Source organism: Anaplasma phagocytophilum str. Webster, from assembly GCF_000964685.1.
GTDB lineage: Bacteria > Pseudomonadota > Alphaproteobacteria > Rickettsiales > Anaplasmataceae > Anaplasma > Anaplasma phagocytophilum.
Window position 1 is genome coordinate 1,239,197 of sequence record NZ_LANS01000001.1, and the last position, 18,651, is coordinate 1,257,847.

Annotated in this window: 7 protein-coding genes and 1 pseudogene; 5 read left to right on the forward strand and 3 right to left on the reverse strand. The window is 39.1% G+C overall.

What is annotated here, in order from left to right:
* Positions 1-65: 65 nt before the first annotated feature.
* Positions 66-10,061, reverse strand: a complete 9,996-nt coding sequence (locus APHWEB_RS04905; RefSeq protein WP_155237133.1) for a hypothetical protein — start codon at positions 10,059-10,061, stop codon at positions 66-68.
* Positions 10,062-11,375: 1,314 nt separating this feature from the next.
* On the opposite strand from APHWEB_RS04905, the gene APHWEB_RS04910 reads away from it, so the two are divergent.
* The 5 genes and pseudogenes from APHWEB_RS04910 to APHWEB_RS06535 all read left to right on the forward strand — a co-directional run bounded on the left by APHWEB_RS04910 (position 11,376) and on the right by APHWEB_RS06535 (position 17,176).
* On the forward strand, positions 11,376-13,115 hold the full coding sequence (locus APHWEB_RS04910) for a hypothetical protein (protein ID WP_133121363.1): 1,740 nt from the start codon (positions 11,376-11,378) through the stop codon (positions 13,113-13,115).
* Positions 13,116-13,859: 744 nt separating this feature from the next.
* Positions 13,860-14,716, forward strand: a pseudogene (locus tag APHWEB_RS04915) (F0F1 ATP synthase subunit gamma).
* Between the two features lie 4 nt (positions 14,717-14,720).
* Positions 14,721-15,329: a GTP cyclohydrolase I gene (folE, locus tag APHWEB_RS04920; protein WP_011450808.1), complete on the forward strand. Its 609-nt coding sequence runs from the start codon at positions 14,721-14,723 to the stop codon at positions 15,327-15,329.
* 9 nt (positions 15,330-15,338) lie between these two features.
* Complete coding sequence (locus tag APHWEB_RS04925) at positions 15,339-16,670, forward strand: TldD/PmbA family protein (RefSeq protein WP_020849322.1); 1,332 nt, start codon at positions 15,339-15,341, stop codon at positions 16,668-16,670.
* Positions 16,671-17,014: 344 nt separating this feature from the next.
* On the forward strand, positions 17,015-17,176 hold the full coding sequence (locus tag APHWEB_RS06535; protein ID WP_011450805.1) for a hypothetical protein: 162 nt from the start codon (positions 17,015-17,017) through the stop codon (positions 17,174-17,176).
* 94 nt (positions 17,177-17,270) lie between these two features.
* On the opposite strand, the gene APHWEB_RS07180 is transcribed toward APHWEB_RS06535, so the two are convergent.
* Both APHWEB_RS07180 and APHWEB_RS07185 read right to left on the reverse strand, forming a co-directional pair.
* On the reverse strand, positions 17,271-17,351 hold the full coding sequence (locus tag APHWEB_RS07180) for a hypothetical protein (protein ID WP_410510716.1): 81 nt from the start codon (positions 17,349-17,351) through the stop codon (positions 17,271-17,273).
* Between the two features lie 921 nt (positions 17,352-18,272).
* Complete coding sequence (locus APHWEB_RS07185) at positions 18,273-18,395, reverse strand: hypothetical protein (protein WP_080662890.1); 123 nt, start codon at positions 18,393-18,395, stop codon at positions 18,273-18,275.
* Between the last annotated feature and the right edge of the window lie 256 nt (positions 18,396-18,651).

Sequence of the window (18,651 nt, forward strand, 5' to 3'; positions counted from 1 at the left end):
TAAAAAACGTATTTTAAAAAATGGGCTATATTGAATATTACCTCAATATAGCCCTAAATGCGATATTACCTATTACTTCTCCCTTCTTGATGTGACGCTTGAGAGACTATTGGAGAATGTCCAGGAGTTGTGATAGTAGTAGATGAATCATCTCCTCCTTTTACTCCTTTCATGCCATCAGCACACTTTTTTACCTCTTCTGCAACTCGGCTAACAGCTGCATCAACTACATGAGTAGGAGTACTTATACTACTCTTTGCAGCCGTAGACCGTCTTTTGGGTCTAGCACCTGTAGCGTAATAAAAATCCATCATAGCTGCTTCTGAGTCTGGCGCCGGCTCAGGAATAGGAGCTCTTGCGGGCATAGAAGCAGTACTAGATGCTCCTAGAGCAATATTAGCATCTTGCCGCTGCCTTATGGCTGATTCTCTTTGTTCATCTATGTCAGCTCGTGCATTAAAGGCGCTAATTTTGTCTTTTGCTAAGCCATCGATAATAACCCTACGTTCTGGTCTGTCTGAAGGAGTAATATTATAAGTACCACCCTTTGCTACGCAGATATTACCAATATGTGTGAGTATTCTTTCTCCACATTCTTGAGGTATAGGAGAATCATCCCCAGGCACGTTAAAGAATCTCCTACTAAATTCCCCACCATCCTGTGTGACTTGTTGAACCGCTACAGGTAGTGCTGGTAAAGATTCTCTGCTCATCTCAGAAAGTGAATTATTCAAAGTAGACCTTCTTGCGATTTTTGCGATATCCTCAGCAGACTCTATAATTACGCTGTCCAAATAAGGCCCAAAGCCCAAAGGAGAAATGAAATGGGCTGGAACCTTATCGGTAGGTCCAGTAATTGCTCCATTTTCAATGTTGACGGTACCATCACCAAGGTCTACATAATCGATGTAATTTCGCTTTAATGCTTCCGGAATCCTGTCCTTCAAAATCTCCTGAGTTACCTCATTACTCCGCTTGGAATCTACTGCCTTTTTATAGGAATCAAATACGTATCTAGCCGCCGATATAACATCTTCTGGCTGTTTAGCATGCATTGCTAAGTTCAGTCCTGCTATAGAAGAGAATTTGTTTAGCATTGCCCAGCTATACATCTCACATCTAGGCAAATCGTTTTCAGATTCTGAAAACATCTTGAGCATACTCTCCGCTGTTTTAGTATGTCTTTCATCAGATAGAATATAATAAGCCCCCACACTTGCCGTGTATATTTCAGGAGTATTATCTCCGACTGACATAGTCCCGCTATGTACTGTAGAGACGGCTAAATGTGGCTTATATGATGCGCCTCCGCCTGCTCCATCAGAACTTTCTATACTAGAAGTATCACTTTTTGTAGAAGAGATACTGTCGTAGCTATTTGTAGAAGCAATACTATCATAACTATTGGCACTTTCTTGCACAGGTTCAGTTAGCATCGCATCCATGTCAGCATGAAGCATTGGTTCTCCTTGAGAGACAAGCGCACGTTCAGCATCTATAACCTCTATAGTTGCTTTTAATGCTTCTATGTCGCCATCAGACAACATATTTTGTTGCATCGTTCCATGTGGAATAGAAGCCGCTGTACCTTCGTCTTCATTAGCCAGAGATGAGAAATATCTAATTAATCTAGAAACTTTTCTAGCTTCTGGATCATCACGTAATATGGAAGATCCTTTAAATATTTTTGGCTTTTCTTCGAGCATTGCAAGATTAGAAACTCCTTCTAGGAAGTTGATCGCGTCTCTGGAAGGAATTGGTGCATCATCATTTACTCCTAAAGAGGGAAGCGCCAACCCTTTTCGAGGATCTTTCATATTATTAACAGCTAACGCAATGCGCGGCAGAGAGAGTATATTAGGTCGAATCTCGCAATTCAGATCTGCTCTACGAGCTACCTCATTCACATCCCTCAATGCGGCTTGTATCATGCCATCTATTTTTTCGCCAAACCCATAAGGAGAAGAAAAATGCATCGCATCCTCAAGACCCTGCACATTTCCATTTTTTATAGTTAATTTTCCATGGTTTAAAGGGATATTTGGTATACCAAACTCACCTAATACGTCACGCATCTCTTTTTTAAGTGCGGCCCGTCTAGTAGCTGGATCTTGCAAGTCTTCCCGTTTAGCAAGTGCACTATATTTTTCAGCACATTTTTGAGCGATAGCACCAATATCATTCTCATTTCCGAGATCCATAGCAAACTGGCATCCGGCGTGCATTCCCATCCTGAGCATGGAGTGCCATCTCTGTAAGTTTACAGATTCCTGTGTAACCGCAGGAGAACGTGATGTACTACTTGAAGGAGCAACAGGTAAGATAGATCTATCAAGAGCAGCAGGTTCTCGTGGAGTTCTACTTTTATCACCGCCATCATCACCATGTGGACCTAAGTCTCTGCCTCTTGCAGCAGGGATAGGTCTTCCTGGTGTTCTACCTTCAGCACCGCCATCTTGATCTGGTACTTCATCGATAGGAGTAGTTATTTCTCTAGCACCAGCACCATCTCTAGCAGCTAAATCTTCAGGAGATGGAGCAGCAGTAGGTTCTTGTGGTGTTTTACTTTCAACACCGCCATCTTGATCTGGTACTTCATCGATAGGAGTAGTTATTTCTCTAGCACCAGCACCATCTCTAGCAGCTAAATCTTCAGGAGATGGAGCAGCAGTAGGTTCTTGTGGTGTTTTACTTTCAACACCGCCATCTTGAGCTGGTATTTCATCAATAGGAGCAGCTATTCCTCTAGCACCAGCACCATCTCCAGCAGCTAAATCTTCAGGAGCTGGAGTAACAACCCTATCACTTAAATCACGCATGTTTTGCGCTTCCACAGCAAGTGCAGCAATATCCTCAAGTGAGGGCGACGGAGAAGTGAGAGTGTTCCTACTACTAAAGAAATCCTCATCATCTGAATCTGAGTTATACCGTGAACCCAAACTACTACTCTCATCTTCAGATTCAGATAATATGGTCGGAAGAGGTACAAAGCCTCGAATAGGCATTGCTAGCCGTTGTTCAGCATCAGCAACATTGGAATCTTCAGGGAACGTAATCGTTGGAGTAGGTTCTACTGCACCTTCTCCATCAATAGGAGCAGTTATTCCTCTATCGCTAGCACCGCCATCACCACCATGTGGACCTAAGTCTTTACCCCTTTCAGCAGGGATAGGTCTTCCTTCTTCATCGAATACCTCTGCTTCTGCAGTTATTACCTGTCCTCTACCTGCGCTTGCTGATGGATAATCGTCATCTCCAGCATCTGTTGTACTAGATATAGAAGATGTTCTGCTAGTAGGAGCGTGACTAGACAACGCAGTACCGTCGCTACCTGGAATGGAAGTATATGGTATTGAATCATCTAGAGCAGCAGCTCCTAGCTCTCTTCGTTCATCGTTACCTGGTGATGGAGATCTATCTAGGCCATGTTCGCGACCATCAGGATCTATGTCAGGAGCAGATGTTTCAATTTCTTGATTAGCTTCGCGCCAACGGCCTCTTTGTAAGGCTTCAGCAAGTGAATAGCCTCCTATATAAACTTGGCAATTATGAAAATTAAGCTTTTCACCTTGTGCACCACATTCCCGTATGCTCTCATCATTTACTTTTACGGTACCATCTGCGAGTACATCTACCTGAACCTTTTGAGTTTTTCCTTCAGAAGGTTTCCAAGATAACTCTAGTTTTATAGTACCTTTTTGTACGGTATAGTTTCGCTTATTACCGACTTTTTCAACAGAACCTAAATCTTTTCCGTCGCCAAAATCAAAATTAGCTGAACTTAATGCATTTTCTTGGAAGACTATACTATGTAATAGTTTACTGCTCGTAAGCACTCCACCAGCGCCTATTTTTACAGCAACTTTGGAACCAGAAAGATCACAGAAAGATAATGTAGATTTTTCAATACCAGAAGGCCACGTGATATTGCTCTCTACTTTCTTTTTTACATCTTCTTTTAGATCGTGATATTGCAAATGAGCTTTAGCTACAAGATCTACGCAGCTATCTTCCTTCTTCCTGCGAAAAGAGAACATTGATCTTTTAACAGGCGATGGTAAGTGTTCTATGCTTTTTGCAAGATCACAGACACTGAACCCTTCCTTGTTTTTTAAATGAAGCGGTGCGCCATGCGAAACCAAGGTCTTTAAAGTTTCTATATGCCCCGGTTTGATATTGTTACTATCCTTATTCCGCAACATGTGTATAAGAAGCGCATGGAGTGGTGTATTACCGTCTTGATCAAGTAAATTGATGTTTCCACCTGTGACCATAACAGACATAAACGCATCGTGGTCTCCAGATACTGCAGCCTTATGGATACGTGATTTACCGCGGTAATCACTGTCCCCTATAGGAAATACTGAGTAATTTTTACAAATGTGATTTTGTAAAGAAGCTTGATTTGCAGATCTAGCTAAAATTGTATTTAGATCAGAATGTTCAGAAATTTTTTCAGGGGTAAGCGTAGTCTCCAACGTCCGGAATATGTCAAACGATGGAGAAACATCTGTTAGTGATTCGATAAAGTTTTCACCCTCGTAATTTTTATGCTTTAAGAAAACTTCTTCAAGAAGTTCCTTATGTTTTTTTTCAAGAGCTGATGCAACATCTGAACATACTTCTAGTAAAGCAGTGGTGCGCTGTTGACCAATTTCTGGGCTTCCTACTTCTGCAACTAAAGCTTTAAGAGCACTTTGTAAAGGATTGTTACCTTGAGCATCAACATTTTTTAAAGTATCCCTAAGGGTATTATCCCTGAGAAAGGCAGCTATAGCATGCCGAGCATTATCGCTTATACCATTAGTTTCAGTGTTCTTATCAAGCAATATGTTTGAGAGAAGGGCTGCAAATGGATTTGCTGCATTACGTGCGTGATTAGGGTAAACTCTCGTAAGCGTTGATAAATGCTGGACTGCATTAGGAGAAGCCTCTTCCATGACCTTGTTAATGGCGTCTGAGAATTTTTCTCCTATTTCAACTTCTCTATGTTCTGCCCTATCAGCAATATTGCGTAGCTCAGCTCCTGATACCCCTCCTATGTTTCTTAGAACATATTGTGCTTTTATACCACTATCAGATCTAGTGCTGCATCCAGATTTATCCAGTAAGTTCTTATACAACTCTAAGAACTCTTTATCCCGCAATACCCCAGGATTTTCCAGCATCTTACCAAGCTGTATAACAATATTATCCCCATTCTGATTGGTAATGTTTAGGGGTAATTCTTCAGCTCTGTACTCTAAAATTTCCTTGATAAAAGGTATGTTTTCACGTTCAATAGCAGCATCTAAAGGAGAAAAACCATAATCAGGGTTGCGAGAAGTAAAGGCTTCCATAGGAACGCAACGAAGTATATCTCGATCCTGCCCAGATAGAACCTCTTGACTACAAATAGAGAATAGCTTTTTCTGCTGCTCTAAAAGCAAGTGTCTATCCTTACTAATATAACGAACAGCGCCAGCTATAGGATTAATTTCTGTAAATGATCTTTCAGATGTGCGCTCCAAAGCATGAGGCAGCTGCTTTTTGTTATTTTTCCGAGAACTACTTGTGATTTTACGTAACTGACTCAATGCATGCTCAGCTGCAGTTGTAGAATCATCGCGAAAGTATTCATCGAGAAAGTCACCAAGAACGTTATCAGAACGATTCTTATCAATTCTATTTAGCTCATTCTTGATATACTCATTACGTTTTTTGCTGTTCTTAGCATATTTAACAAGATTTGCATCTAAGACTACTCCATCAGCGCTTCTGTCTTCCGTATCACCAGGCACAGATGCAATAATACGTTCAAGCATCGCTACGGTACGCTCTGGATGTATACAGGAAGCAGCATAAGATAGAAGGCCTTTTCCTACTTTATCTTTCGTATTTAGTTCTGGGTTTTCTCTTATCAGTTTTTCAAAAACAAATTCTCCATCAGTAGGAGTGAGCATGCCGCTTCTAGCTGTAAGATGAGCAATGTTCTGCCCATTAGAAGTTGATATATTCTTATCGCCTCCTAAAGTCAGTAATGCCTCCAGAGTATCATAGGAGCCATGCATAGCTGCTAAGTGTAATAAGGAATGGCCATCTTCTACTCTATTGATTTCATTAGCTACCTGGCGTTCTATTTTCTCAACTTCAGCAGGATCTTGCTGTTGGCATAGCTGATCGTGGTGAAGAAGATAGTGTCTTAAAAGAGCAGATGTGACGCGATAGTTCTTAGGAGAAGACAATGATGCACGCAAAATGCTAGGCGATTCATCAGACTGCTCAAACAACTTGCTAGCTGAATCACGAAGATGCCCGTCCAGAGTTGCAAGTTGCATTGAATCTAATTCTAGAGCAGAACCTTGTGTAGCGAGAATTCTAGTAACGGTATGGGAAAAATTCTCCCAATCTTCTTGAGAAATTAATTCATCCGCTCTAACGCCAGCAATACCTCTAGCTGCCGTTGCTTCAGATAAAGCAAAATCTATGGTTTGCTTCGCTAAGTACTTGATCAATTCTGAATGTTTTTTAGAATTAGCGCACTTTTTAACAGCGAAATCATATGGTAGCAGATTAGAATCACCTCCAGTTTCAGCAGCACCTGCCTGAGATTTAGCTATTAGAGTAGGATCCATCGCTATTAGATCTTTTACTCTATTTAAATCGCCGGACAATATCGCAGAATGCAATGTTGCCTCACTCAAAACAGCAGGGAGCTCTGCATCAGCACACCAAGCTGCATAGAAGTCCCTGGACTTCTTCATTTTACCTTGAGACTCCACCAAAGCCTTCTTAAGGTCTTGGTCTATATTTTCCAATTCTGCAGGTGTACTGTTCTCTAAACAGTACGATAAGAGATTGTCTTTCCCGCTTTTGATTAATGCAGACTTATCTAAGTGCTGTGCAATGTCTTGATACGGTATGTGTTTGATAAGGTCCGCATTATCGTGCTGCCAAGCCCCTTTTAAGAAAAATTCATTCTTTATGGGATCCTGAGCTTGTGACAATTCCATGAGGTTAGAATATACCTCAGGATGGTATGTGTTATTTGCTACTAAATATGCTAGTGCTTGCTTAGATAGCTTAGAAATATTTGCAGATGCCTCTTCATCAACAGAAGAACTTTGAATTCTCTCATTTATTTTTCTCAAAAGAAAAGGCGCAATATCAGGGTTTTGACTTTTACAAGCATCTCTCAATAGAGATAATTCATAGTTTCTATTTCCTAGTACCTGCAGCTGCTTAGATGACGCCTTGCCCTTCTTCTTTCCGGATGCTAATACTGAAATGTTATGCCGATTTTCAGTATCAAATATCCACCCTAACAGTTGGGTATTACCGTGCTCTATTGCTGTTTGAACAATGTTTTCACTTCCAATTAATCTTTCTATTTCAGAGTCCTTCAGAGAGCTACTGATAAATGACAGCAAAGCACTTGTATGCTGCTCTCCACTTGTCAGTGCTAAGTCAATAGGTGTCTGATTGTGTGCATTCTTTTCTAAAAGTGCTTTTAATACGCTTTTAGAATGTACTGAACTCTTCTTCGGTGAAAATGCTGAAGGCAAAACACGCAATAGGTCAAGATTAGATGATCCTACTATCGTGTGTAGAAGATTTTCCTTATCGTATCCCTTTTGTATACTTATTTCTTCAGCATCGCATTTCTCCAGCAAGTGTCTTGCCATGCTGCTATTTCCAGCTTTGACCGCGCATTGCAAGGCTGTACCGTGCGAAGAAGCACTATATCCAGGGTGCTTAGTCCAAAAACTGCACTTATCACTATATCTTTTAAGCAGGGCATCATATTGCTCTGGTGTCCCTAATATAGCAGCTAATGTGAATACATTATGCCCCGATCCAGATTTATGAGACGTTTTACGAAAATCTCTCTCATTGTTAAGAGAATCAAGGACTTTTTCTTTGAATTCGTGCGCATCATTCGCAGTGTTCTTTATCGATGATGCAAGGTGTTGTAATGATCCAAAATCCTTTAGTGCTTTAGTAGTAGATCCCGTTACACCAGATGTAAGAGATTTTTTCTCACCTATTTGTTGAGGAATAGAGGGTTGCTTATATTTCTCAGCAGCAGTGGTAGATTTCTCTGATGGAGAATGATATTTTAAAAAAGATAACGTACTTATCTCAGGGTAGATTGTCTCTAGTGACTGGATAAGAAGGCTTCTATCAGTTATATGGGAATTGCTTAATATTCGTTTGGCATCACCATGAGAAATGTATCCATTTGAAGATAAGTACTCACTCACCATGTGAGCAGCATCTTTTGCAGATACTTTAGATACTTCTTCAATGCTAGATATTGCATTACATGACTGATTTATAGGATCTTGGCTGATGTCCCTTTCTAAAACTTTTTTATGTTGGTCAATCAAAAGACGCACTACAGGCGTATGTCCAGCATCTGCAGCAACTTCTAAGATGCTCTTATCACTTGCGTGATCTACCGCATACAGTACGTGAGGCAGTGCCTTTACGATACCTTCAACTTTTGCGTAATTACCTTCTCTTGCATGCTTTATTCCCACATGCGACATTTCTGTCTTTAAAGCAGTCCTTCCGTGGAACGGTGTATTTGCTCCAGGATGTATATCGTTACGTACGGCAGAAGTAAGCAGACTATAAATCTTGTCACTAGGACATGAATCGCATATCTTTTCTATGATAGAAGTGCCATTACGATCCTTCCCAGCGAGTTTAAAGCATGCTTCTTCAAGCGCAGCAGGACTGCTTTTGTCTAAAATCAACTTGAGGGAGTCAGCTTGTGTTTTTTCATTAATTAAACCTAGAACCTGGCGGGCTTCAAGCTGTAAATCCTTAGGTAATTTACGACTATTAAACAACCTATCAAGCGCATTTTTATCTCCACCACTAATGCATATCGCACTTGATACAATGCTGCGTATAGCGTCGCTTTGGCACGGCTCTTCATTGCCTGTAATATTTGATACACGACGCCCCATAGGTAAACGACCAGGGATCAATTCGTCTACCCGATCACTTCCCGATAACAACCAACAGGCCATGTATTCTGGTGCCCGCTCAGCAAGATATTGTCTCCACTGACCATCTTCTATGAGCTTATTAGATATATCTTCGTCTTCTAAAGCTAAAATCCTGATCAATCTTTGCGGATGATCTAAAAGTTCCTTAACAGAGTGCTTTATCAATTTGTCTTTACGCTCAGGCGAGAAGCTATCTAAGTAATTATTTAGAAGATCTATATCAGAGTATTCTAGTAAACTGATTACACCTTCTACTTCACTTTTAAAATCACCTTTACAGACATCCAAAACGTGGAGATTTCCAACCTTCAGTGCTGTGTGTACCACGGAATTTTTCTCTAGGTCTTTAAGCGAAAGATCAACATTTACCTGCCCAGAATTCTCTTTGATATAGCGTTTAAGCACATCACTTGTCTCGCTATTATCCTGAATAGCATAGGCACTATGAAGAGGAGTCTCTCCTAGCCCATTCTTTTGCTCCAACAGTAATCTCAAATCTTTAGATTGCGAAATGCTTTTCTCAATACAGAACCTTAAGAGCTCCGCATCATCTGATGCACACGCGATGTGTAAGATATTATCTCCTTGTCTATTAACCCGATCAAAGGCATCGGGATACCTTGTTAATATTTGTGCAAAAATCTCTGAATTCCCATCAAACCGGATGTTTTTTACAGCGAATGCAAATGGGATATTTCCTTCATTATCTACTGATATACCCCAATCAACATCCCGAGAGTTCAGAAGAACCTGCGCATATTCTTTTCCCGCTTCTAAAGCCAGGGTGTGCGGATAATTTCCCTCATGATCAGGAACATTTAAAGTATCTGCTGTAGAGAAATTTACTATTTCTTGCACAGCTTCTACATTTGATATACCCCCTTTTGCTTCATGTAAGGAGTAATGTAATAACGGCTTTTCTTCAAATATAGGCCTGCAAAGAACAAATGCCCTTTCTTTTCCGTTAAGATCGGATAATGCCTTTTTTAGACCTTCAGCGTCGTTATTTCTTACAGCGTCGCGAAGAAATTCATTGAAACCTTTATTTCTTCTGGCATGCATAAGCTTATCTTTCACCTATATTTTTTTTATATCAGAATTATAGCACTTATTTATCCTGAACCGCCAATAATAGTACTAATGCCTCAACTACAGAGGGAAAAAATTTTCTTTTTTAACTGATTTCATGGATTACGTATTAGCAATCGCGCTACTATGTACAATTTTTACGTGAACAGAATATGAAGCAACACCGCAACAATTATACCTATCCTTATTAATAATTTCCTACTCTAGCGTTCGTAGTGGGGGATGGACGCCGTATTTAACTCCCTTCTATGCAGCCCTTAGAATAGAATGAAAAGAAGACTTTTATCGAGTTTATCTGATGTATTCTTAATGCATTGCTTCAGTAGCATGTTTTCCTTCTATTTTTGGCGTAGTGGAAACTTCTAGACTAGGAGGTGTGCGATTTATACATAAACGTCTATCATCCATAAGTAAGGGTGTATATAAGGAGGTAGAAAACCTGCTTAATAACCTAGATTGCAATAGCTCTTAAAGATGAGATATTGTACACAACTTTAACTTTACTCTATCATTCTGGAAGAGCACAAAGGCAGCTATTTAGTCTATTCGATGTGCCTTACTTTTTAGGTAAAAAATCCTCCTTCATAACATGGATAGGCTACAGTTATAAGTAAGCAGTAGCTGATTATTATAAAGCTACTTAGTATAAAAACATCCCTTGCTTTAGAACACACAAATAAGTTTTGAAAAAACACGTATTAGAAAGCAATACACTTCCATACGCTTTCCCTTGGATGGAACAGCTATCTCTCTCGCCTATTAAAACTTAAGGCTTGTTATATATAGCTCCGACTAGCATGATAGGGAGTAATAGTAAGCAGACACCCTTTGGGGGGCTAGAGATATTTTCTGTACTTACTCGCAATCACAGAATTTGTAATGCTCTGATTAGAAAGACACAATAGAGCAGATTTGTCATAGAGTATTCATAACATGGAGGAATAGACAATTTCCCCTATCTCTATTCAAAATCTCGGATATATTCAGAGGTATGCGTAGATGTTATAAGAGGTAGGGATAGTCATATCTTATGGGATATAATAAAATTATTATTAGGATATAAATAAATTAAAATTGATTTATTTATGAATTATATTAATAAATAGATAATCTTTATGGAATGAGATGTTTTCTACATCTCTTATGTAGAAGGAAGTATTTCATCTGGGAGTAATTTACAAAAACGGGAGACTCAACTCTATGCCCAGCGTGAAAATGGCATGAACGCAGAAAATTGTAAAATAGATTGCGCATCTTATGAATTATAGGGCTTCTATAATAGTTAGCATGCTTGCAGTACTGATATTAATTGCCGCAATGATAGCTATATTGCTTTTTCGCTCTTATATGGATCCCGCAAAGTTTTGGTGGAGTTTTGCAATTATTTTGTCTTGCTTTGTTTTATCCTCCATTATTTGTGTAGCTTCCTTTATAAAATATGCTAGCAATTACTTACAGGATAAGAAAACCGCCTTTGTAATTGAAGTCGGTAATTCTGATATATTAAATGAGCTAAAAAATGCACTTACTTATAGCAGTCATCTGAATAACTTTTTGATTAGCATTGGAGGAGAAGAGCGATCTTACACATTTAGAAAATCAAAAAGTGGATGGTTTTTTTCCAAAAATTGGAAAAAAGAAGAAGAAAAAAATGATTACTCCGCGAATAGAGTATATCTGAATTTATGCACTGCGCTAATAACACACTGTTTTGGAAATGTATCCAAATTCGCTGAGGCAGTTTCTAATATCATTGAGGTATCACTTGTCTTTTCAGGGGAAGGAAAGGAAGCACCAACACTTCGACTATGCTTCCAAGAAGCACTGAAACGAAATTCCTTCTTTAGCTATGTATATGAATCTTGCCGTACGCAGATAGAGGATAGTACATTCTTCAGAAACTACATTGAATTATTAAAAATTCTATTTAAAAGCGATATCGATAAAGACGCCACGATAGCCAAGAAAAATAGTGATTCATATAAGGTATTGAGAAAAAAAGCGATACAAAGGATGCTCTCAGATATGGCACAGAACAAAAAAGTATTCCACGCTGTTGGTGATAGCAAGACAGTTCTTTGGGAGGAGCATCACAGGAAAGAATATCTTCAAGACTTAGATGTTATCCATAGACAAGCCAGTAGTCTGCAGTCATATGAGATAGACTCATACAATAGTGATTATAGCAATGGGGTTTTGAATTTTTTAAATGCTGTAACGCCTAACAACGGTACATTGCTAAGAGGCCATTCTTCTCAAATTTTATTACACCTCTTGTCGAATAATAGAGCTAAATATGCTTTTGCAAGCATGAATGAAACATTTGGAAGCACGATATCAGATAAGTTAGAGGAAATAGGTTGTAAAAGTGGAAAATGCTTGAGAATAATGCGACTATTAATGTCAAATAACGTAACTTTAGAACAACTTATAGAACTCTTCGGCAGCAAAGAAGGCTATTGTATATCATACTACATTTTTAATAGATTTAAGAATAGCAAGTGGCGTGGTTCTGACTGGATTGGATATATTAACCAGAAGGCAAGAGATTTATTTCCGAAGTTTCGCCTAAGGAATGATCCTTATAATGACAATTATGACCTTTTATCTCGCGATACAACAAAAGAAGGGAATAGGGTGGAAAGCTATGCCAACGATAGTATCGGTAGCGAATACTGCGATACTCTTGATTATCAAATTTTTGATTTACTTGAGCGTAAATGTTTGTCCTTATCAAAAAGAGAAATGAGCTTAAGTGCTGCAATTGACTTTATTGCGGAGGAGAGCCTAAGTGATTTATGTTGCGAACCAATATGGAATACTTATTCTGTAGAAAAGAGATTGCACGTTGATATTCCAGTGGCGAGACATGAGGAAGCAATCTTGTTTTCTTTAGGTGATGAAGCTGCGATAAATAATGTAAAAAGCTTACCTATAGAAGGAATAACTAGCGACGTTAGTGCTTATATAGGTGATGATATCTCAATTGAGCGTTATCCTTATCGGAATTCTTCTTTTTTATGCTGAATAAATCTATGTAGTAAAACAACGTGCATTATGCGCAGCATAGCTCCACATCCATATCATATTTCTGTTATGGCAGTTTCTATCATGCTCATGCTTAGGTTTTGTAAGCCTAAGGAGTAATGCATATTTCAAATGCCTTATATGACAAGGCCCGAATAAATCAGCTAAACACGCTTCTAAGCCTAAACACGCTAGAGTTTTTTCCTAACTTAAAGCGAGGAGCCCAGTGCTGGTACAACATAGACTGCGCGCACCCTAGTAGTTAAGTGTGTGTTAAGAAGAAGCAGTAAGAGGCTTGGTCTATGAGAGGGGAGGGTATTGCGTATAACAGGGCGCATAATAGTGATAAAATTTCAGACACAAGAATCACTCATTGACACTGAACGTTATGCTCAAAATCTCATTTTTGTGAATATGACGCTAGAGGTGTTGCTACGATTTTAGAGCATAGCCATACGAAGCTTTATAAGGTTTTAGCAGAATGGATAATGAGTGAGATAAAGAGAATCCTGTGACTAAATTCTTGCTGCAATATAGCTGAAGCCTTAGTCTGGTAAGGCTATATGATTATGTTTTTTAGGCTTTCAGCAACATAGCTTTTGTACTGAGAAGCACGCCTCTTACACTCTAAATACTGGTGTATAAAATTTATAAAGTACTCAGTAAAAAAAACTCTAGACTGTTTTTAGACTTGTTAATGGATCAAAAGATAATATACTAGGGCTGTGGCTGTAAGGTGTCGGTATGGCAAGTCGAAAGGCTCTTTCAACAAGGATAAGAAGCGTTAAATCAATACAAAAGACGACTCGGGTAATGCAGATGATCTCTGCTTCAAAGTTTCGTACTGCGCGAGAGGGTTTGGGGCATGCTCGACGATACTGCGAGAAAGTGCTGAATGAAGCAAAAGAGCACAGTTGTAATAACATAGCTGTAGAGCGAGCTTCGGGAAAGTTACTGGTTATCTTCTCGTCTGATAGGGGGTTGTGCGGGGCTTTAATCACTCGGTTGCAAAGTCTCTGCGTGAGTATTTGCAAAATTCTGCAACAGACGAAGAGCTCAGCTTCCTTTTTATTGGTAAGAAGGCATATGATGCTGTGAAGAATGTAATAGCTGATAGCGGAAAGGTTCTGGGCGTTGTATCCCAACCGAAGAATTTAGGATTTTATGCTTTTAAAGGCTTTTTTTATTCATTGGGTATAGATTTCACAAGTTACAAGAGAGTGTCAGTTCTATATAGCAAGTTTCATGCCATAAATTTGCAGGAGCAGGTTATAGAGGATATTCTCACAGTTGATGACCCTAATGATTTCTACGGAAGCAAAGATAAAGTAGAGATCGAGAGAGGGGAAAATCTATATGATCCTGATTTTGCATCAATAAATACGAAGCTATGGTTTAATAGCTTTATGGGTAGGTTTTACTTATCCTTATGTGAAAGCGTAACCTGTGAACACTGTTGTAGGATGATATCCATGGAATCTGCTAATACCAATACAAAAAGTATGCTAAACAAGTTGGTCTTAGATTACAATCGATCAAGACAGGCGGCAATAACCACGGATCTAATAGAAGTGGTTAGTGGATGCGAAGCTTTGGGATAGGTATATGGCAGAAGTAACGCAATGTGGTAGAGTTTGTCCAACGATTGAAGAAGCTGAAGAGGCGGTTAGAGTCATAATAAGGTGGATGGGGGATGATCCTAATAGGGAGGGTTTATTAAAAACGCCTCGTAGGGTCTTGGATTACTATAAAAAGTCTTGTTCTGGTTATGCTCCTGAGCTTCTCTCTCACTATTCTATTCTTCCCTATGATGGGAGTAGTTCAGAAATGGTGTTGGTGAAGAACATAGGGTTTTCTTCAAACTGCGAACATCATCTTAGTCCTATATGTGGTGTGGCGCATATCGCTTATATGCCAAAAGAGAAGATACTTGGTATTGGTAGTATAGCGCATATTGTTGGTTGTTTTTCGAAAAGGCTACAGCTTCAGGAGCGTCTTACTAATCAGGTGGCAGAGTATTTAGAGAAGATACTAGATCCTCATGGTGTTGCTGTACTACTAGAGGCCGAGCATTGGTGCGTTGAATGTAGCAACAGGGATACTGCCTCTAGAGATGAGAGGTTGAATGTACAAACTAGTCAAATGTTAGGGGTTTTTGAAGAGCGTTGTGATTTGCGCAATGAATTCTTCTTAAGAATTAAAATGTATAAGTAGAGGTGTGTCTTGAGTGCCCTGAATATAGCAGAAGATATAATTAAACTTATAAAGTCTCGGGGAGTTGAGGGAGAAGTCGTATTAACTCAGCACGAGACTACCTCTGTTACCCAGCGTATGATGAGGCTCGAGGAAATGATTGCGAGCAGCGGATGTAATGTTGGGATACGCGTGATTGTGGGTAAGAAGTATTCATGTATTTCATCGAATGATTTAGAGAGGTCTGAAGAGCTAGTAGATGCTGCTGTAAAGATGGCAGACTTATCTCCTGAGGATCCATTTATCTCTGTAAGTGATCAACAAGGAACGTATACCAATACTGCTTCTGATCTTATGATCTTCGATGATTCTATTGTTGAGATGGATTCTATACGTGACATTCTTCAGGAAATGGAGGGTGAAGCCCTGTCGGTGGATTCTAGAATAGTAAATTCTGAAGGAGCAAGTTTCTCGAAGTCGTTGACGGAGACTGCGCTTATGACAACAAGAGGGTTTTGTGGTTCATATAAGAAAACATATTTCTCTTCATCTATATCTGTAGTAGCGGCATCTGATGATAAGAAGATGGAGGTAGACTATAGCTTTGCGGTGAAGAGTAAATTCAGTGATTTAGAGAAGTCGAGGGTTTTAGGGAGAGAAGCTGCTAATCGGGCTCTGCGGAAGCTGAATGCTCGCGAGCTTCAAACATGTAAAATGCCAGTTTTATTTGAAAATAGGGTGGCATCTTCATTGTTGTCCAATTTTGCTTCAGCTATTAATGGAGCTTCTATCGCTGATAAGACGTCTTTTCTTCTAAATGATTTAGGAACTAATGTTTTTGGCAGTGATATTTATATAGTGGATGATCCTCTCATGGTATCTGGTATATCATCGCGTCCCTTTGATGGTGAGGGTATACTGTCTACAAAGCGGAGCATAGTAGAAAGAGGTGTTCTCAAGAGTTGGATTTTAGATATGAGAACGGCAAAACAACTGGCATTGTCCACGACAGGTCATGCGGTAAGGAAAGATAATGCGTCTGTTTCTCCCGGTGTAAGTAATTTTTACATACAGAGATCGGATATTACAGTACAGGAATTAATGTCAGATATTAAGAGAGGGTTGTACATCACTGATCTTTTCGGATTTGGAATAAATTTTGCTACAGGAGATTATAGTCAAGGAGCTTTTGGTTATATGATCGAAAATGGAGATATAACCTATCCAGTCCATGGAATTACTATAGCAGGGAATCTACGAGATATGTTTTCAAGCGCACAAGTTGCGAACGATTTAATTTTTCTCCGATCAGTAAACTCTCCGACATTAAGGTTCGGTGATATGGTTGTTTCTGGTGCTTAGTAAACCATCAATATCAGTAGCGTTTTACCTTGTTAAAGCAAGTGGTAGTTATTCATGTAAATCCTACATCAAACAGTCATATGGGAATAAGATGAAATTGGTATAAAATAGCCATTCCAGCGTTTGATGCCTACGCAGAGTTTTTTTCCATTGTATAGTATCTTGAGTGCCCTGAATATAGGGAGATATAATTAAACTTATAAGGTCCTTGGGGGAAGATGAGGATGTATTAACTCAGCACGAGACTACCTCTGTTACTCAGCGTATGATGAGGCTCAAGGAAATGACTGCGAGCAGTGGACGTCATGTTTGAATACGTGTGAGATTGTGGGCAAGAAGTATTCATGTATTTCTTGAATGATTTAGAGAGGTCTGAAGAGTTAGTAGATGCTGCTATAAAGATGGCAGACTTATCTCCTATAGAAGGCCTTTTCGTACTTTATTTTTCGTATTTAGTTCGGGGTTTTCTCTTAACAGTTTTTCAAAAACAAATTCTCCATCAGTAGGAGTGAGCATGTCGCTTCTAGATGATCCATTTATCTCTGTAAGTGATCAACAGTGATCAACAAGGAACGTATACTAATACTGCTTTTTATCTTATTATCTTGTTTCTACTATATTCCGCTTGGTAGACAGTATACCCTCACCATCAAAGGGACGCGATGATATACAAGATACCATGAGAGGATCATCCACTATATAAATATCATTGCCAAAAACATTGATGATTCTATTTTTGAGATGGATTCTATACGTGACATTCTTCAGTAAATGGAGGGTAAAGCTCTGTCGGTTGATTCTAGAAAGTAAATTCTGAAGAAGCCAGTTTCTGGAAGTCGTTGACGGAGACTGCCGAATGCGTTTTATATCCTAAGTTTATAATATCGTACTAAGTTATGGTGGTATAATCGGCTGATAGTCGTACCAGCTTGCCAAGGTCTATAGCACTTTTTTCTTCCGGTTTTCATCAGGAACAGATGAAGACAAGAGATGACCATTTTCCCACGTGTTTTTGTATATACCGATCCCTGAGATAATACTACTCAAATATTCCGTTTATCTCATTATCTCGATAATAACTACGATTCGAAAGTTATATTTGTTGCGACTGCAAACAATCTCAATTTTTAGAAGCCTTTGCTAGATAGTATAGAGATAATCCAGCTTTCTGGGACGGAGGAGGAGAAGCTGCAGATTGGCCCCAAGTTTCATCTTATTCCTGGTTTACGTAGGAGCATGGTTTACGCGATAAGGAGGTGACATTAGACTAAATCCAATTTTTTATGTTTCTGTATGCATATGTGTTGTGATGGTTTTGTATGTCAGCTTTGTGTTTCTATTTTATTTTGTATGTGTTGGTGCCTATTTTCCATAATAGATATTATGTGTTCTTAATAATAAACTCAACTCATAAGCTAAAACCTAAACCTGTTGGTTGAGTATGGATACTATGGATACTGATGATGGAGATGCTTAAAAACTTATCTCAACCTAGTAAATTGCTAGTTCCGTATTGGTTCTATCATTCATCTATAAGTAGTAGCTTACCTTCCTTCTAATGCCTACTAAAAAAGGGATAACTCTCTTCTATTACTAGAAATCTCATAGGTTGCTACTAATGTCGTAAACACTAAGTGAGCGAAACGCTTCTGCTACTTCTATCAGGTAAAATGCTATTGTATGAGGCTCATAATTCTCAAATGACGTTTGATAACACTGGGCCATATTGATAGCCTGCTTAAAAAGGCTACACCAATTTGCAAGATAACTTCTTCTTCTCTTTCTCTGCTTGAATAGTATTTCACGCCGTGTGGTTTACTGATTGCGACTTACAAAGACTAAGAATTTAAACCTTGCCGATATTATACAGTATTTGGGTTAGTGAAAATTTTGGTTACTTAGAGATCTTCCTGACGGTTGTTCAATTATAGCTTATGGCATACGCTATTTTAAAACGGTGAAACGGTGAATATGAATTTAT

What these genes read in the sequence shown, in the direction of transcription:
- APHWEB_RS04905 (WP_155237133.1), bottom strand. Translation starts at nt 10,061, where the DNA reads ATGCATGCCAGAAGAAATAAAGGTTTCAATGAATTTCTTCGCGACGCT.
- APHWEB_RS04910 (WP_133121363.1), top strand. Translation starts at nt 11,376, where the DNA reads ATGCTTGCAGTACTGATATTAATTGCCGCAATGATAGCTATATTGCTT.
- folE (WP_011450808.1), top strand. Translation starts at nt 14,721, where the DNA reads ATGGCAGAAGTAACGCAATGTGGTAGAGTTTGTCCAACGATTGAAGAA.
- APHWEB_RS06535 (WP_011450805.1), top strand. Translation starts at nt 17,015, where the DNA reads ATGTATTTCTTGAATGATTTAGAGAGGTCTGAAGAGTTAGTAGATGCT.
- APHWEB_RS07180 (WP_410510716.1), bottom strand. Translation starts at nt 17,351, where the DNA reads ATGGTATCTTGTATATCATCGCGTCCCTTTGATGGTGAGGGTATACTG.
- APHWEB_RS07185 (WP_080662890.1), bottom strand. Translation starts at nt 18,395, where the DNA reads ATGGCCCAGTGTTATCAAACGTCATTTGAGAATTATGAGCCTCATACA.